The organism is Stenotrophomonas sp. TWI587, assembly GCF_039674145.1.
Lineage (GTDB): Bacteria > Pseudomonadota > Gammaproteobacteria > Xanthomonadales > Xanthomonadaceae > Stenotrophomonas > Stenotrophomonas maltophilia_AY.
In genome coordinates this window covers 209663-224962 of sequence record NZ_JBDJMW010000005.1, presented here as the reverse complement: position 1 = coordinate 224962, position 15300 = coordinate 209663, and the positions used below count along the sequence as shown (strand labels likewise).

Annotated in this window: 14 protein-coding genes; 8 read left to right on the top strand and 6 right to left on the bottom strand. The window is 65.4% G+C overall.

The features are described from left to right. Nucleotides 1-636: 636 nt before the first annotated feature. Nucleotides 637-1287, top strand: coding sequence for an SCO family protein (locus tag ABE464_RS10340; RefSeq protein ID WP_346471870.1), 651 nt, complete (start codon nt 637-639; stop codon nt 1285-1287). Further along, entirely contained in the window at nt 1284-2126 is an 843-nt protein-coding gene (asd, locus tag ABE464_RS10335) for an archaetidylserine decarboxylase (protein WP_346471869.1), read from the top strand. The genes ABE464_RS10340 and asd overlap by 4 nt, the downstream gene beginning before the upstream one ends. Nucleotides 2127-2217: 91 nt before the next feature. On the opposite strand, the gene ABE464_RS10330 is transcribed toward asd, so the two are convergent. Next, a complete protein-coding gene (locus ABE464_RS10330) occupies nt 2218-2559 on the bottom strand; it encodes a ribonuclease E inhibitor RraB (RefSeq protein WP_346471868.1) in 342 nt (113 codons plus the stop codon). A gap of 114 nt (nt 2560-2673) precedes the next feature. Continuing rightward, the gene (locus ABE464_RS10325; protein ID WP_346471867.1) at nt 2674-4278 is read right to left on the bottom strand and encodes a transglycosylase SLT domain-containing protein; all 1605 of its coding nucleotides are present in this window, start codon (nt 4276-4278) and stop codon (nt 2674-2676) included. 121 nt (nt 4279-4399) lie between these two features. On the opposite strand from ABE464_RS10325, the gene ABE464_RS10320 reads away from it, so the two are divergent. Beyond that, nucleotides 4400-5905 (top strand): helicase HerA-like domain-containing protein, encoded by a 1506-nt coding sequence (locus ABE464_RS10320; RefSeq protein ID WP_346471866.1) that lies wholly within the window; start codon nt 4400-4402, stop codon nt 5903-5905. 55 nt (nt 5906-5960) lie between these two features. Beyond that, a complete protein-coding gene (gene greB / locus ABE464_RS10315; protein ID WP_346471865.1) occupies nt 5961-6464 on the top strand; it encodes a transcription elongation factor GreB in 504 nt (167 codons plus the stop codon). Between the two features lie 72 nt (nt 6465-6536). Here the strand turns inward: greB and ABE464_RS10310 are convergent, their stop codons facing one another. Together ABE464_RS10310 and rimO are read right to left on the bottom strand one after the other, a co-directional pair. After that, nucleotides 6537-7370, bottom strand: coding sequence for a DUF3025 domain-containing protein (locus tag ABE464_RS10310; protein ID WP_346471864.1), 834 nt, complete (start codon nt 7368-7370; stop codon nt 6537-6539). Then, the gene (gene rimO, locus ABE464_RS10305; RefSeq protein WP_176989272.1) at nt 7367-8731 is read right to left on the bottom strand and encodes a 30S ribosomal protein S12 methylthiotransferase RimO; all 1365 of its coding nucleotides are present in this window, start codon (nt 8729-8731) and stop codon (nt 7367-7369) included. Before rimO ends, ABE464_RS10310 begins: the two co-directional genes overlap by 4 nt. A gap of 204 nt (nt 8732-8935) precedes the next feature. Here rimO and ABE464_RS10300 point away from each other — a divergent pair, with 204 nt between their 5' ends. Genes ABE464_RS10300 through ABE464_RS10290 form a run of 3 tightly spaced genes read left to right on the top strand, consistent with a single transcriptional unit; the run spans nt 8936 to nt 10215 of the window. Then, the gene (locus ABE464_RS10300) at nt 8936-9613 is read left to right on the top strand and encodes a dienelactone hydrolase family protein (RefSeq protein WP_346471863.1); all 678 of its coding nucleotides are present in this window, start codon (nt 8936-8938) and stop codon (nt 9611-9613) included. Next, complete coding sequence (locus tag ABE464_RS10295) at nt 9610-10032, top strand: HIT family protein (RefSeq protein WP_346468199.1); 423 nt, start codon at nt 9610-9612, stop codon at nt 10030-10032. Before ABE464_RS10300 ends, ABE464_RS10295 begins: the two co-directional genes overlap by 4 nt. 15 nt (nt 10033-10047) lie before the next feature. Then, nucleotides 10048-10215, top strand: coding sequence for a DUF5668 domain-containing protein (locus tag ABE464_RS10290; protein ID WP_019182647.1), 168 nt, complete (start codon nt 10048-10050; stop codon nt 10213-10215). A gap of 133 nt (nt 10216-10348) precedes the next feature. On the opposite strand, the gene dcd is transcribed toward ABE464_RS10290, so the two are convergent. Together dcd and apbC are read right to left on the bottom strand one after the other, a co-directional pair. After that, complete coding sequence (dcd, locus tag ABE464_RS10285; RefSeq protein WP_019182646.1) at nt 10349-10921, bottom strand: dCTP deaminase; 573 nt, start codon at nt 10919-10921, stop codon at nt 10349-10351. A gap of 100 nt (nt 10922-11021) precedes the next feature. Continuing rightward, complete coding sequence (apbC, locus tag ABE464_RS10280; RefSeq protein WP_346471862.1) at nt 11022-11879, bottom strand: iron-sulfur cluster carrier protein ApbC; 858 nt, start codon at nt 11877-11879, stop codon at nt 11022-11024. Between the two features lie 370 nt (nt 11880-12249). Between apbC and ABE464_RS10275 the strand changes: the two genes are divergently transcribed. Continuing rightward, on the top strand, nt 12250-15207 hold the full coding sequence (locus ABE464_RS10275) for a TonB-dependent receptor (RefSeq protein WP_346471861.1): 2958 nt from the start codon (nt 12250-12252) through the stop codon (nt 15205-15207). The last annotated feature ends 93 nt before the right edge of the window (nt 15208-15300 follow it).

Here is a 15300-nt window from a genome sequence, read left to right as displayed (position 1 = left end):
CAACAGGCAATGTGGCCCCCGATTATAGGCGCTGGGGCGGGCCGGGGCATCCGTTGCAGTCGAAACGAGCCGGAGTCAAGGCCAAGGCCACGGCCACGGCCACGGCCAGGATCAAGGCAGAAGCCAATACGGCGGTTGCCAGTCCGTGGGCTGGCGTGGGGGGGGGGGGGGGGGGGGGGCGGCGCCCACCCCCCTACCCCCTCTCGGGGGGGGCTCCCCCCGCGCCTCCCTGGCGGCCTCCCGGCCCCCCCCCCCCCCCCCCCCCACGCCGTTGACAGTGGGTTGGTTCTTTGGGGAACAGCCAAGCCGGGGTGCGCACGCATTACGCATCGAAGGCGGTTTTTGTGGGGCCGAGCCATGCTTGGCATTTCGCCAACAGCGACCAGTGTCCTGCCACCCAGCTGAGGTTTCGACGCCGGGCTGCGCGACTTGCTCTGCTTTCCCATACGCGCCGGCCCACTGTCGAGGTGGCGGCATGGGTGGGTTTCCGGGACCGTTGAGCAGCATGGATGCTGCTCACGAGACTCCAGGGATGGATTCACGGCGGGTCCCGGGAACCCACCCGTGCCGACGCCCCTCCCGACAATCCGGCGTGGCTGCCTCTATCATGGTGGCCACTTCCGGGACGGGGCCCTTATGTTCAATCGCAATGTCGGCATCATCCTGCTGATCGCCTTGGCCGCCGGGCTGGGGCTGGTCGTGGCGCAGAAGGTCTTCGCGCCCAAGCCGGGCGGTGACCGCCCTGCCACCGAGTCGATCACCTTCTATCCGCAGCCGCGCCCGCTGCCCGATTTCAATCTGAGCCAGTCCGATGGCACCCGGCTGATCCCGGGCGAGTTGAAGGGCCATTGGACCTTGGTGTTCCTGGGCTTCACTTTCTGTCCGGATGTGTGCCCGACCACCCTGGCCGATCTGGCCCAGGCCCAGAAACAGTGGGGCACCCTTCCCGAGACGCTGCGCCCACGGCTGGTCTTCATTTCGGTCGATCCCGAGCGCGATACGCCCGCACGGCTGGGCGAGTACGTGCATGCGTTCCACAAGGACACCCTGGCCGCGACGGCCGATGTGCCCTCGCTGGAGCGTTTCGCCACCTCGCTGGGCTTCGTGTTCCAGAAGGTGCCGGGCAAGCACTTCGATGAAAATCCCGAGGATTACACCCTCGAACACTCGGCCAGCCTGGCCGTGCTGGATCCGGAAGGCCGACTGGCCGGCCTGATCCGACCTCCTTTCCAAGCGCAGGCGATCGCCCGCGACCTGCAACTGCTGACCGAGAAATCCGCCCCATGAGTTTGATGACCACGCTGAGCTACGCCCTGCCCCACCGCCTGTTGTCGTCGATGGCGCGCCGACTGGCGTATTCCAGCAACCCGCGGGTCTCGCGCTGGCTGATCGATACGGTGACCGCGAAGTTCGGCGTGAATCTGGCCGAAGCCGCCAATCCGGACCCGCGCAGCTACCCGACTTTCAATCAGTTCTTCACCCGTGCGTTGAAGCCGGGCGCGCGCGTGGCCGATGCGGACCCGCGCACGCTGGTGATGCCGGCCGATGGCCGGATCAGTCAGCTGGGCAAGATCGAGGACGGCCGCATCTTCCAGGCCAAGGGCCAATCCTTCACCGCCGCCGAGCTGCTGGGCGATGCCAAGGATGCCGAGGTCTTCCACCATGGCCTGTTCGCCACGGTGTATCTGTCGCCGAAGGATTACCACCGCGTGCATATGCCGTGGACCGGCACCCTGCGCGAGACCGTGCATGTGCCCGGGCGGTTGTTCAGCGTCGGCCCGGCCGCGGTGAACACGGTGCCGGGGCTGTTCGCCCGCAACGAGCGCCTGGTGTGTCACTTCGATACCGACTTCGGCCCGATGGTCTCGGTGATGGTTGGCGCGCTGCTGGTCTCCGGCGTGGAGACGGTGTGGGGCGGCGAGGAGATTCCGGCCTACGGCGATACGATCACGCGCAAGGATTACCGCGGCAAGGGCATCACCCTTGAGCGCTTCGCGGAGATGGCGCGCTTCAATTACGGCTCGACCGTGATCGTGCTGCTGCCGCCGGGTGTGGCCGAATTCGCGCCGCATCTGGATGCCGAGCATGCGGTGCAGCTGGGGCAGGCACTGGCGACGTTGAAGTAACGGTAGTGCCGGCCGCTGATCCGCACCAATGAAAACGCCCCGGTTTCCCGGGGCGTTTTTCGTTGTGTCCGGTTCGATCGGATCGCGCCGATCAGATCTCGACCGGGCCGACGTCCATGCCGTCGTAGTCTTCCACGCCGTTCGCTTCGGCCAGGGCCTGCAGCTCGTGGTTGCGGGCATCCAGCGAGGCTTCGGTGTGCACCTCGGCGCGCTCCACGTGCAGCACGTGGTAGGGGGCTTCGCCTTCTTCCAGATCTGGTTCGAACACTTCCACCAGGGTGTACCCCAGTTCGACCAGCTTCTCGCCCAGGCCGTGCAGCGGCTCCGGGGTGGTGTTGACGAAGAAGTAGCCCCACAGCATCGGGCCGTTGAGGTCCCAATCGGTGTTTTCACGGATGTTGGCGAACATCTCGTTGATTGCGGTCATATCCATCTTGCTGTCCTGTATGCGTGTTGCGGTGAGCGCCGGCACGTGGCCGACGCTGCGATGGATGTGCTGGGCCGGGCGGCCGCAGGCGTGATGCCGGCGAGCCTACCCGGTTATGGCTTACTTGTCGCAGCCCTGCAGTTTGATGCTCTGGCCCTGCCTGAGCGAATAGGCCGGGGCCTTGAGGCCGTTGGCCCGCGCCAACGTGGGCACGTCGCACTGGAACCTGGCGGCGATCTTGCCCAGGGTCTCGCCCTTGCCGACCTTGTAGCTGCGCGCCGGCCTGGCCTTGGGCTTGGCGGCCGGGACCGCCACCGGGGCGGCCGGGGTCACCGCTGGCATCGCCTGGGCTTGGGCGACCGGCACCACGCTGCCGACCGCCACGTTGCCGGTGTAGCTCACCGCCGTGGGGCGAACGATTGCCGCGTTGAGATCGGCGGTGATCAGGGTGCGGGCCAGATCGGCGCGCGGGCCGCTGACGCAGAAACGGTTGTAGAGGCCAGCGATGCGGGTGGTCGCGTTGATGATGGTGCCGGCCGGAATCCAGCCGTCGGCCTCATACCGTGGGTTGAGGTTGCGCAGCGCGCGCATGTAGCCGTCACGGGTGCCGGTGCTGCCCAGGCAGATGGTCAGCTCGTAGATCGTGGTCGACTTGGCCAGGCGGATGGTCGCCGGCTGCGCGCTGATCTTGGGGAATTCCACGCCGTACTGCTGCGGGTGCAGATAGATCCACGCCGCGGCGATCACCATCGGCACGTAGTCCTTGGTCTCGCCCGGGAACTGGTTGTAGACGCTGTCGGTCCAGAAGCCCTGCCCCGGGTACTGGCGGAACACGCGGATGGCGCGACCTTCGCCGCCGTTGTAACCGGCCAGCGACAGCTCGACGCTGTTGTTGAGCTCGCGCATGCGTTCGTTGAGGTAGGTCGCGCTGGCCTCGGCCGCGCTGCGGGCATCGAAGCGGGTATCAAAGCCGGTACCGTCCGGGCCCAGCCCGAAACGGCGGCCGGTGGCCGGCATGAACTGCATCAGCCCGGCGGCACCGGCGCGCGAGGAGGCGTGGACACGCCCGTTGGATTCCTTGGCCATGATCCCGAACAGCAGCGCCTCGGGCAGGCCGCGCTTTTCCCACTCCGGCCACATCACCGCACGCAGGTTCTGGTAGTTCTCGTAACTGGTGAGCAGCGCCGGACGCATATCGGTCAGCCAGCGGCGGATGCCCGCCTGCACGGCCGGGTTGTACTCGACCATGGTGTCGAAGGCATGCCGCTTGTCGTTGAGCAGCGCTGCGGCGCGGGCGGCTTCAGGCACATCGGCAGCCAGCGGCCCGACATGGTCCGGATCCGCCTCCAGCAGGGTGCCGTCGGCGATGGCGGTGCCGTCTTCGCTGTCCTGCTGGCTGTCAGCGTTGCTCTTGAGCAGGCGCTTGTAGGTCGGCAGCAGATTGCTGACCTGGCAGCCCTTCTGGGCCACGCAGGCACTGATCACATCCTCCATGTCCTCCAGCGCGGCGTCGGCCTCATTGGTGCCCTTGGGGTCGGCGTTGTTCACGAGCACCAGCGCGGCGTTGTAGCGCTTCTCGGCGGCTGTCATGCGCTGGTCGAGCGCTTCCACCTTGGCCTTGTCGCGGGCGGAGACGCGCTGGGCATGGGCCTCGGGGACGATCGACAGCATCGCGGCAACGGCCAACAGCGGCCAACCACGGACAAGCAAGACAGGAACGGGCATTTTTGGCACTGTGTGCGAACGATGGGGCAGAGTAGCCGCGCCGCTTGCATCGGGGCAACCCGTCTGCCGGCCAGCCCATGCCGACGTTTAGAATCCCGCCTATTCACACTGCGAGTTGACCATGGATCCGATTCTGCTCGGCAAAGGCATCACCGACGACATCCCCGTGACCCTGTTGCCGCGGTTGGGCAACCGCCACGGCCTGGTGGCCGGCGCGACCGGCACCGGCAAGACTGTCACCTTGATGACATTGGCCGAGGGCTTCTCGCGGATCGGCGTGCCGGTATTCCTGGCCGATGTGAAGGGTGACGTGTCCGGCCTGGCCGTGGCCGGCGCCGGGAGCGAGGCGCTGCTGCAGCGCGCGACCGATCTCGGCGTGGCCGATTACGCGCCCGCTGCCAGCCCGACCGTTTTCTGGGACCTGTACGGCAAGCTCGGCCACCCGGTACGCACCACGGTGAGCGAGATGGGCCCGACACTGCTGGCCCGCATCCTGGAACTCAACGACACCCAGGCCGGCGTGCTGGACATCGTGTTCAAGCTGGCCGACGACCGCGGCCTGCTGCTGCTCGATCTGGATGATCTGCGTGCACTGCTCGGCCTGGTCGCCGAGGAGCGCAAGGACATCTCCACCGAATACGGGCTGGTCAGCGCGCAGACGGTGGCGGCGATCCAGCGCTCGCTGCTGCGCCTGTCGCAGGACGGCGGCGAAGCCTTCTTCGGCGAACCTGCGCTGGAGCTGGCCGACATCATGCGTGTCAACCACGATGGCCGTGGCGTGATCGGCATCCTCGCAGCCGACCAGCTGGTGCTCAAGCCACGGCTGTATTCGACGTTCCTGCTGTGGCTGCTTTCGGAGCTGTTCGAAACGCTGCCGGAAGTCGGCGATCTGGAAAAGCCCAAGCTGGTCTTCATCTTCGACGAGGCGCACCTGCTGTTCGATGACGCACCGCCGGCACTGGTGCAGCGCATCGAGCAGGTGGTCCGGCTGATCCGTTCCAAGGGCGTGGGCGTGTACTTCTGCTCGCAGTTCCCGGATGACGTGCCGGCCAACATCCTCGGCCAGCTCGGCAACCGCGTGCAGCACGCGCTTCGCGCCTTCACCCCGCGCGACCAGAAAGCGGTGAAGGTCGCCGCCGAAACCTTCGTGCCCAATCCGAAGCTGGATGTGGCCGCCACCCTGGCCAAGCTGGGTACCGGTGAAGCGCTGGTGTCCACGCTGCAGGACAAGGGCATCCCCTCGCCCGTGCAGCAGACCCTGATCGCACCGCCGCGCTGCCGGATGGGTGCCATTACCGAGGCCGAACGTGCGCAGGTGCGCGCCGGCAGCCCGGTGGGCACCCGCTACGACACCGCGATCAACCGCGAATCGGCAGCCGAACTGTTGGCGCAGCGCGCGCAGAAGACCGTAGAGCAGACCGATGCACCGAAAGCCCGTACCCGCCAGCAGGACGAGGCGCAGGAAGGCGGCTTCGGCCAGAGCATCAAGGATGCGATCTTCGGCACCAAGCGCCGCCAGGGCATGATTGAAACCATGGCCAAGCAGACCACGCGTACCGTCGGCACCAAGCTGGGCAACCAGATCGTGCGTGGCCTGCTCGGCGGTATTTTCGGCGGAAAGCGCTGATACTTCGTGTCGCGCCGTGTGGCGCGGCACCTTTTGACGAGCACAAGCAGACCAGATGTCGCGTTGGCGTCCCCCCGCGGAAAAAAGCACGGCCCTGATCACCGCACAGGGCCACCAGCGGCTGAAGACCGAACTGGACGAGCTGTGGCGGCACAAGCGCCCGGAGGTGGTGAAAGCGTTGGCGGCCGCCGCCGCGGAAGGCGACCGCTCCGAGAATGCCGAGTACACCTACCGTAAGAAGCAGCTGGGCGAGATCGACCGGCGCGTGCGCTATCTGACCAAGCGGCTGGAAGCACTGCGCATTGTCGATACCGCGCCGACCGATCCGAATGCCGTGTTCTTCGGCGCGACGGTCGAGTTGGAGAACGTCGATTCGGGCGACATCCATGTGTATCGCATCGTCGGCCCGGACGAGACCGATGCCGGTGCCGGCTGGATCAGCATCGACTCGCCGTTGGCGCGTGCGCTGCTGAAGAAACGCGTCGACGATGAGTTCGAGGTGGAGCTGCCCAGTGGCCGGCACGGGTTTGCGATCCTGTCCGTGGCGTACCTCGGCTGACAGGGTGCATCCACGCATGGCGTGGATCTACACGTGACGCCGGAAACCAGCGGGGGTGGCGCAGCCGCCGCATCAGCCCAGCGCTGCGGGATACACACGGCCCTCGCGCAACGGGCGGAAGTAGTCGGCCCGAGCATACAGGGCCGCGTCCTGCTGCACGTGCCACCCAGGTATCCCGGCCAGCGGCAGCGGCCGCAGTTCCAGGGGATCATTGAGCAGCGCACCATCCGTGATTGCCTGCGCGACTGCCGCCATTGCACTGGCATCGTCATCGCCCTTCACCACCACGCACTTGCCGACCAGCAGACGCTCCGGCACCAAGGCCTGTTCCAGCAACGCATGCCCGATCACCGCTGAGACGGCGATGTCGCCGTGCTGCCACTGCCCTGCCCCGTCCACGAACAGTGCGCTCCAATCGTGCCGGTCCCACGCATGCAGCAGCGTCGTTTCGCGCACACGCACGATCACGCCGCTCTCGTCGAATTGAGTCAACGCGGCCTGTGCGCGGTTGCGCTGACCCGACGCCATTGCCGCGATGTGCCGGCACTGTTGCCGGTTGAGCGCGCGCTTGATGGCGGGGTAGCGTGCCCAGATCAAGGCATTGAACAGGTCGTGCCAGTTGTCCGCACGGGTGGCGATCTGGCCGCGCTCGGCGATGCGGGTTTCATACTGCAGGCCGTCGGCCAGCAGCGTCTCGTTCTGCTCGGCAAGCTGTTTGTCCGGCAGCGCCAGGCGTGCATCGAGCGCTGCGATGGTGGGCCAGTCCGGCGCCACCATCAGGTCCTGCACGTCGCTCAGCCCGGCGTAGATCAGTTGTGCGAAACAGGCCGCATCCACCGCGTCACGCGGCGGGGCGATGAAACGGCGACGACCGCCGATATCGGCAGCCGTCGCCACTGCGATCACAGCACCTGCAGATCGAACGGCTTGCGCGCTTCTGCCGCGATGATCGCGTCACCGAACAGGTCGTGATCGTCGCTCTCGGTGATCTCGACATCCACGAACTGACCGACACGCAGCTTGGCTTCGTCGGCATTCTGGATATGCACCAGGCCATCGATCTCCGGCGCATCGGCCTTCGAACGGGCCACCGCGATACCGTCTTCGATGGCATCGACCAGGCACTGCTGCACGGTGCCGATCTTGGCTTCCAGACGCGCGGCGGAAATCTCCGCCTGGCGCTCCATGAAGCGGGCCAGACGCTCCTGCTTCACTTCTTCGGGCACTGCACCGGGCAGATCGTTGGCGGTGGCGCCAGTGACAGGTGAGTAGGCGAACGCACCGACGCGATCCAGCTGCGCCTCGTCCAGGAAGCTCAGCAGTTCCTCGAACTCGGCATCGGTCTCGCCCGGGAAGCCGACGATGAAGGTCGAGCGCACGGTGATGTCCGGGCAGAGCTGACGCCAGCGCTGCACGCGCTCCAGGGTCTTGTCGACCGCGCCCGGGCGCTTCATCAGCTTGAGGATGCGCGGGCTGGCGTGCTGGAACGGGATGTCCAGGTACGGCAGGATCCGGTTCTCGGCCATCAGCGGCACGATCTCGTCCACATGCGGATACGGGTAGACGTAATGCATGCGGGTCCAGGCATCGAGTTCGGACAGGCCTTCGCACAACGCCTTCAACCGGGTCTGGTAGGCCTTGTCGCGCCACATGCGCTCGGCGTACTTCACATCCACGCCATAGGCCGAGGTGTCCTGGGAAACCACCAGCAGTTCCTTGACGCCACCGCGCACCAGGCGCTCGGCTTCGCGCAGCACCTCATCGACCGGGCGCGAGACCAGCTTGCCGCGCATCGAGGGGATGATGCAGAAGCTGCACTTGTGGTTGCAGCCTTCGGAAATCTTCAGATACGCGTAGTGGCGCGGGGTCAGCTTGATGCCGTAGTCGGGCACCAGATCCACGAACGGATCGTGCTTGGGCGGCAGCGCAGCGTGGACGGCCTCCATCACGCTCATGTAGTCCTGCGGGCCGGAGACCGCCAACACGTTCGGGTAGGCCTCGCGGATCTGCTCCGGGCGCTTGCCCAGGCAGCCGGTGACGATCACCTTGCCGTTGGCGTTCATCGCCTCGCCGATCGCATCCAGCGACTCGGTCACGGCCGAATCGATGAAGCCGCAGGTGTTGACCACCACCACGTCGGCCGAATCGTAGGAGGGAACGATGTCGTAGCCCTCGGACCGCAGCTGGGTGAGGATGCGCTCGGAATCGACAAGGGCCTTCGGGCAGCCAAGGCTGACGAAGCCGACTTTGGGGTTCAGCTGGGACATGGATCGCAAGGACTCTGGGGGCCTGGGCCCATGCCGGAATGGCGTGGGGACCTGGGGCCGGAAACGGCGGCAAGTATACCGGCGTTCAGCCCGCGCCCCTGAACCGGATCGGGCTGATCCCGCCAGATCCGGCATGCCCGCTGACATCGCGCTAACCCGCGCGGGGCCGATAATGAATACCTGAACCAACGGGAGTCTCGCACCATGGGTGAGTGGATCACACTTGATACGCATTACGGACCGGTCCGCGCCTGGCAGGCAACGCCGGAAGGCAAGCCGCGCGGGGGGCTGGTGGTGATCCAGGAGATCTTCGGCGCCAACGCGCACATCCGCGCGGTGGCCGACGATTACGCCGCCAAGGGCTATGCGGTGCTGGCCCCGTCGTTCTTCGATCTGGCCGAATCGACCCCGGACAGCACCGAACCGCCGGAACTGCCTTACGACAGCGATGGCGTGGCCGCCGGCCTGGCCATGGTCGACGAGCTGGGGGTCGAAAAGGCGCTGGAGATCGTGCGGGCCGCCGCCTCGAGATTGGCCCCGGCCGGCAAGGTCGGCACCGTCGGCTACTGCTGGGGCGGCAGCATCGCCCTGCTTTCTGCCCTGCGCCTGGGCCTGCCCTCGGTAAGCTATTACGGCGCCCGCAACGTGAAATACCTGGACGAGACGCCCAAGGCGCCGGTGATGTTCCACTTCGGCGCGCAGGACAAGAGCATCCCGCCGGAGGCGATCAAGGCCCACCGCGAGAAGCTCCCGCAGATGGGCACCTTCGTCTACCCGGCCGATCACGCCTTCAACCGCAGCGTCGGACATGCGTATGATCCAGACAGCGCCCACTTGGCGCTGGAACGCACCCTGGACTTCTTTGCGGAGCATCTTGGATGAGCGAGTTCGAACTGGATTCACGCCTGGCCACCGACAGCGTACTGGTCGCAGAAGGGCCGTTATCGCAAGTGCGATTGATGAACGATGAAAGGTATCCCTGGCTGATCCTGGTCCCGCGCCTGAGTGGCGTGACCGAGTGGATCGAGCTGGACGGTGACCAGCAGGACAAGCTGCGCACCGAATTGAACCGGGCATGCAAGGCGCTCAAAGGCACCGATGGGGTCGAAAAGATCAACATCGGCTCGCTGGGCAACATCGTGCGCCAGCTGCATTTCCATGTGATCGGGCGCCATGTCGGCGATCCGGCATGGCCGGGCCCGGTCTGGGGCCAGGGGCAGGCGCACCGTTTTGATCCGGAGGTGTTGGCCGAGCGTGTCGCACACTGGAAGGAACGGCTAGGATATTCGCCCCAGCCCTAGCGGACCCTGCCCCTGATGCGTTCCAACCTTGTCGCTGCCATCGTCCTGATCCTCGTCGGCCTGTTCCTGCTGGCCAGCAACCTGGGCTGGACCAACATGAACATGGGGAAGCTGATACTCACCTGGTGGCCGGTCGTGCTGGTGGCCGTTGGCATCGGGCTGCTGTTCGGCCGCGGCAAGTAGTGCCGGCCGCTGGCCGGCAACAGGTGAAAAAAAAGCGCGGAGCGATCCGCGCTTTTTTCTTTTGTGCTGCGTGCTGCCGGCCAGCGGCCTGCACTACCGGTAGGCAGGCGCAGGCCCCGCGCCGGAGGTCGGCTCAGGTCCGCGGCAGGGTGACGCCGGTCTGGCCCTGGTACTTGCCGCCGCGATCCTTGTACGAGGTCTCGCAGATATCGTCCTTGTCGGCCTGGAAGAACAGCATCTGCGCCACCCCTTCGTTGGCGTAGATGCGCGCCGGCAGCGGCGTGGTGTTGCTGAATTCCAGGGTGACGTGGCCTTCCCACTCCGGCTCCAGCGGGGTCACGTTGACGATGATGCCGCAGCGCGCATAGGTGCTCTTGCCCAGGCACACCACCAGGGTGTCGCGCGGGATACGGAAGTACTCCACGGTGCGCGCCAGCGCGAAGCTGTTGGGCGGGATGATGCACTCATCACCGACGATATCCACGAAGCTGCCCGGATCGAAGTGCTTGGGGTCCACGATGGTGGAGTTGATGTTGGTGAACACCTTGAACTCGCGCGAGCAACGCACGTCGTAGCCGTAGCTGGAGGTGCCATAGCTGACGATGCGCTGGCCGTTGGCCTGCTTGACCTGACCGGCTTCGAACGGCTCGATCATGCCGTGCTGCTCGGCCATCTGACGGATCCAGCGGTCACTCTTGATGCTCATGTAAGGGGGTCCTGGGCTGCGCCGGTTCGGGCCCGCCATTATGCCGCAGCCCCCCTGCCCCGGCACGCGCAGGCGGGGCCGCTGCGGCGACCGCCCCGGCTCAGAGCAGCGAGGACAGGATGGGAATGCTGGCGCGCGGGCGCTTGCCCACTTCCTCGATCAGGCGCTCTGCAGCGCGCAGATAGGCTTGCGCCGCCAGGGATTCCGGCGCGGCAGCGGTGATCGGCGTTCCAGCATCGCCCTGCTCGCGGATGCCGATTTCCAGCGGAAGCGACCCCAGCAGCGGCACGCCGTACTGTGCGGCCATGCGCTCGCCGCCGCCTTCGCCGAACAGATGCTCGACATGGCCGCAGTTGCTGCAGGTGTGCACGGCCATGTTCTCTACGATGCCCAGCACCGGCACCTCGACCTTCTCGAACATCTTCAGCGCCTTCTTCGCATCCAGCGTGGCGATATCCTGCGGCGTGGTGACGATCACCGCACCGGCCAGCGGAATTTTCTGTGTCAGGGTCAGCTGGATGTCCCCGGTGCCCGGCGGCAGATCGATCAACAGGTAGTCCAGATCGTCCCACAGGGTGTCGTTGAAGAACTGCGTCATCGCCGAGGTCGCCATCGGACCGCGCCAGATCATCGGCGTCTCGTCCTCGATCAGGTAACCGATCGACATGGTCTCCACCCCGAACGCACGCATAGGCTCGATCGACTTGTTGTCCGGGCTCTCCGGACGCCCACTCAGGCCGAGCATGGCCGGCACGCTGGGGCCATAGATATCAGCGTCCAACAGGCCCACGCGTGCGCCGAGCTTGGCCAGCGCGACCGCAAGGTTGACCGCCGTGGTGGACTTGCCGACGCCGCCTTTGCCCGAGCCCACCGCGATCACGTTGCGGACGCGCGGATGCGGTGACAACCCCTTCTGCACTTGGCTGGCGTGGGGACGACGGGGCTGGCTGGTACTCACTGCGGGGGCTCCAGAGAGGGGTGCTGGGAACAGATCACTATACAAGCTACGGACACCCCGTCCTTCAGCACATGCAGCCAGGGCGCCAGAAAGGACAGATGGGTGCCGGATCTCACGCATTTCTGAACAAAGCGGCTATTCATACTCCGCTCAGACGAACAAACTCCGCAAAGCGAACGCTGGGTAAGTGGCTGTAATCAATGAGATGTTGCGCGACAACATGTCTCATTTTCTATGAATGTGTGACGGCAACATGTGAAAATCGTTAACGTTGTGTTACGTTCGAGTGAGAGCAGGGAATGCTCATGAACGTCACCGTAACGGACTCAGGGAAGAGGGACATGCACATTATTCAGTGGGGATCCAATAGATGAATCAACGTTTTGCGCCTTCGCGCCATCCGCTCACCTGCGCCTTGATGGCTGGCCTGATGGCCGTCGGCGCCGCTCCTGTCATGGCACAGGAAGCAGGCAGCGCTCCGACCGAGCTGGATAAAGTCACCGTTACCGGCTCGCGCATCGCGCGTACCGGCTTCGTCACGCCGTCGCCGGTCACCGCGATCACTGCCGAAGAAATCCGCACGACGGGCGCGCTGAACATCGGCGACCTGATGACCAAGATGCCGCAGTTGACCCCGACGTACACGCTCGGCAACTCGACCCGCTTCATCGGCACCGCAGGCCTGGGCCTGCTCGACCTGCGCGGCATGGGTGCCTCGCGCACCCTGGTGCTGGTCAATGGCCGCCGTCACGTCGGCGCAAGCCCGGGCTCGACCTCGGTTGACGTCAACACCATCCCGGTCGAGTGGATCGAACGCGTTGAAGTCATCACCGGTGGCGCCTCCGCCGTCTACGGTGCCGACGCCGTGGCCGGCGTGGTCAACTTCATCATGAAGAAGAAGTTCGACGGCTTCGAGCTGCGCGGCCAGACCGGCATGGCAGACGAGGGCAGCTTCGGCCGCTCGTTCGTCAGCTTCTCCGGCGGCAGCGATTTCGCCGACGGCCGCGGCAGCGCCGCAATCGCCATGGAATACAGCACCCAGGACCGCTTCGGTCGTGGTGACCGCGCCATCGGCCGCGAGTACCAGACCTCGATTCCGAACCCGAACTACGACCGGACCAAGCCGTCCAGCGAAAGCAACCCGCAGACCATCCTGAGCGGCCCGGGCGGCAACCATGCCCTGTCCTATGGCGGTACGTTCACGCTGGGTGCCTTCAACGGCACCAACCGCTACCTGTTCAACCCTGACGGCACGTTCCGCAAGAACCGCTACGACGGCGTCATCGTCAGCGCCAACACGTGTACGGATTGCGACTTCGCTGACCTGAATGCCGTGGCTGACCTGGAGCCGGCGTTCGACCGCTTCAGCTTCAACACCGTGGTCAACTTCGATCTGAACGACAATCATCGTCTGTTCTTCGAAGGCAAGTACAGCAAGACCGAGTCGGAGTTCTTCGGCCAGCCGACCTTCGATCAGGTCGGCACCGCCCGCGCCCTGCGCATCCGTCGTGACAATGCCTACGTGACCCCGGAGCTGGGCGCGCTGATGGATGCCAACGGCCTGACCACGCTGCAGCTGTCGCGCTTCAACGTCGATGCCGGCCGCCGTGGCGAGCAGGTGGAACGTGCGACTGCCCGCGCCGTGATCGGCCTGGAAGGCATGTTCGGTGACGACTGGAGCTACGAGGCCTCGGCCAATTACGGTCAGACCAACATCGACCGTATCAACGTCAACAACCGCATCGAAGAGCGCTGGCAGGCAGGTCTGGATGCCGTGATCGATCCGGCCACCGGCCGCGTCGCTTGCCGCACCACTGTCAACCCGGCGGCGATCAACCCGTACACCGGCCGCCAGTACTCGGCAGCCCTGGTCGGCGGCTGCGTGCCGTTCAACGTGATGGGCAATGGTCAGATCAGCCCGGAAGCGGCGGCATGGTTCAACACCAACTCGCTGAATCAGTCCAAGCTGACGCAGCAGGTGCTGAGCGCGTCGGTCGCCAATGGCTCGCTGTTCTCGCTGCCAGCGGGTGATGTGGGTATCGCTGCCGGCCTGGAATATCGCAAGGAGCAGAGCCAGGAAAACACCGATCCGATGTCGGCTGCCGGCCTGACCTTCCTGAACGCAATTCCGAACCGGGGCGGCGAGTACGACGTCAAGGAAGTGTTCGTGGAAACCACCGTGCCGCTGCTGGCCGACCTGCCGGGCATCAACCGCCTGAGCATGGATCTCGCCGGTCGCTTCTCGGACTACAGCACCATCGGCTCGACCAAAACCTGGAACGTGGGCCTGGATTGGGAAATCCTGTCCTCGCTGCGCTTCCGCGGCACCCTGGCCAAGGCGGTTCGCGCACCGAGCATCGGTGAGCTGTACAACCCGCAGTCCGAGAACTTCGCGACGGTCAACGATCCCTGCAACACGCTGACCACCAACAGCAACCGCCCCAGCACCGCAAAGGACCCGACCCTGCGCGCGGCAAACTGCGCCGCCCTGGGCATTCCGGCGAACTGGATCGACACCTATACGGCAACCCGCCCTGGCGTCAGCGGTGGCAACCCGGACCTGAAGCCGGAGCGCTCCAAGTCGGTGTCGATGGGCTTTGTGTGGCAGCCGGAATTCATCGAAGGCTTCGGCATGTCGGTGGACTACTGGCGCATCACGCTGGAAGACGCGATCGGCTCGGTCACCGCCCAGACCAACGCAACCCGTTGTGTTGACTCCCCCGGCGGCGTCCAGAACAACTCGTTCTGCGACATGATCACCCGCGCCGATGGCAATGCCGGAACCCCGTACAGCATCATCCGCTGGGTGGCATTGGCCGAAAACCTCGCCAAGTCGCGTCGTGTCGGCGTCGATCTGGAGATGGACTACCGCTTCAACCTGCTCGGTGGCCAGACCACCATGCGTCTGGTCGGCACCCGTCTGATCCAGTCGCGTGAGTGGGCCTTCCAGGCCTTCCCGGATGAGTACAGCGAGTACGTGACCTCGTTCACCGATCCGCGCTGGCGCGGTCAGTTCAACACGACCTGGAAGCGTGATGGCTTCCGCGCGTCGTGGGACATGAGCTACGTGGATGGCAACCTGCGCGTCACCCCGGACAGCTACAACTCCAACCCGGGTTCGCAGAGCCCGATCCGCAACCCGTCGTACACCTACCACAACTTCCAGTTCGGCTACACGATTCCGGACACCGGTCTGGACGTTTACGTGGGCTTGAACAACGCGTTCGACAAGGATCCGCCGGTCAACTACTTCGGCGCCGACCTGGGCACCGCGTACTACGACTCGATCGGTCGTTACATGTACATGGGCGTTACCTACAAGTTCTGATCCATCCAGAACGGCAACACCAACAAGCCCGGCTCACGCCGGGCTTGTTTCGTTTCAGGCCCCCGACAGACCCTGCCCGCCCCTGGCCCGACG

Coding starts and splice junctions, on each gene's coding strand:
- rimO (WP_176989272.1), bottom strand. CDS start 8,731: ATGTCCCAGCTGAACCCCAAAGTCGGCTTCGTCAGCCTTGGCTGCCCG.
- ABE464_RS10340 (WP_346471870.1), top strand. CDS start 637: ATGTTCAATCGCAATGTCGGCATCATCCTGCTGATCGCCTTGGCCGCC.
- ABE464_RS10325 (WP_346471867.1), bottom strand. CDS start 4,278: ATGCCCGTTCCTGTCTTGCTTGTCCGTGGTTGGCCGCTGTTGGCCGTT.
- ABE464_RS10290 (WP_019182647.1), top strand. CDS start 10,048: ATGCGTTCCAACCTTGTCGCTGCCATCGTCCTGATCCTCGTCGGCCTG.
- ABE464_RS10330 (WP_346471868.1), bottom strand. CDS start 2,559: ATGGATATGACCGCAATCAACGAGATGTTCGCCAACATCCGTGAAAAC.
- dcd (WP_019182646.1), bottom strand. CDS start 10,921: ATGAGCATCAAGAGTGACCGCTGGATCCGTCAGATGGCCGAGCAGCAC.
- ABE464_RS10320 (WP_346471866.1), top strand. CDS start 4,400: ATGGATCCGATTCTGCTCGGCAAAGGCATCACCGACGACATCCCCGTG.
- greB (WP_346471865.1), top strand. CDS start 5,961: ATGTCGCGTTGGCGTCCCCCCGCGGAAAAAAGCACGGCCCTGATCACC.
- asd (WP_346471869.1), top strand. CDS start 1,284: ATGAGTTTGATGACCACGCTGAGCTACGCCCTGCCCCACCGCCTGTTG.
- ABE464_RS10295 (WP_346468199.1), top strand. CDS start 9,610: ATGAGCGAGTTCGAACTGGATTCACGCCTGGCCACCGACAGCGTACTG.
- ABE464_RS10275 (WP_346471861.1), top strand. CDS start 12,250: ATGAATCAACGTTTTGCGCCTTCGCGCCATCCGCTCACCTGCGCCTTG.
- ABE464_RS10300 (WP_346471863.1), top strand. CDS start 8,936: ATGGGTGAGTGGATCACACTTGATACGCATTACGGACCGGTCCGCGCC.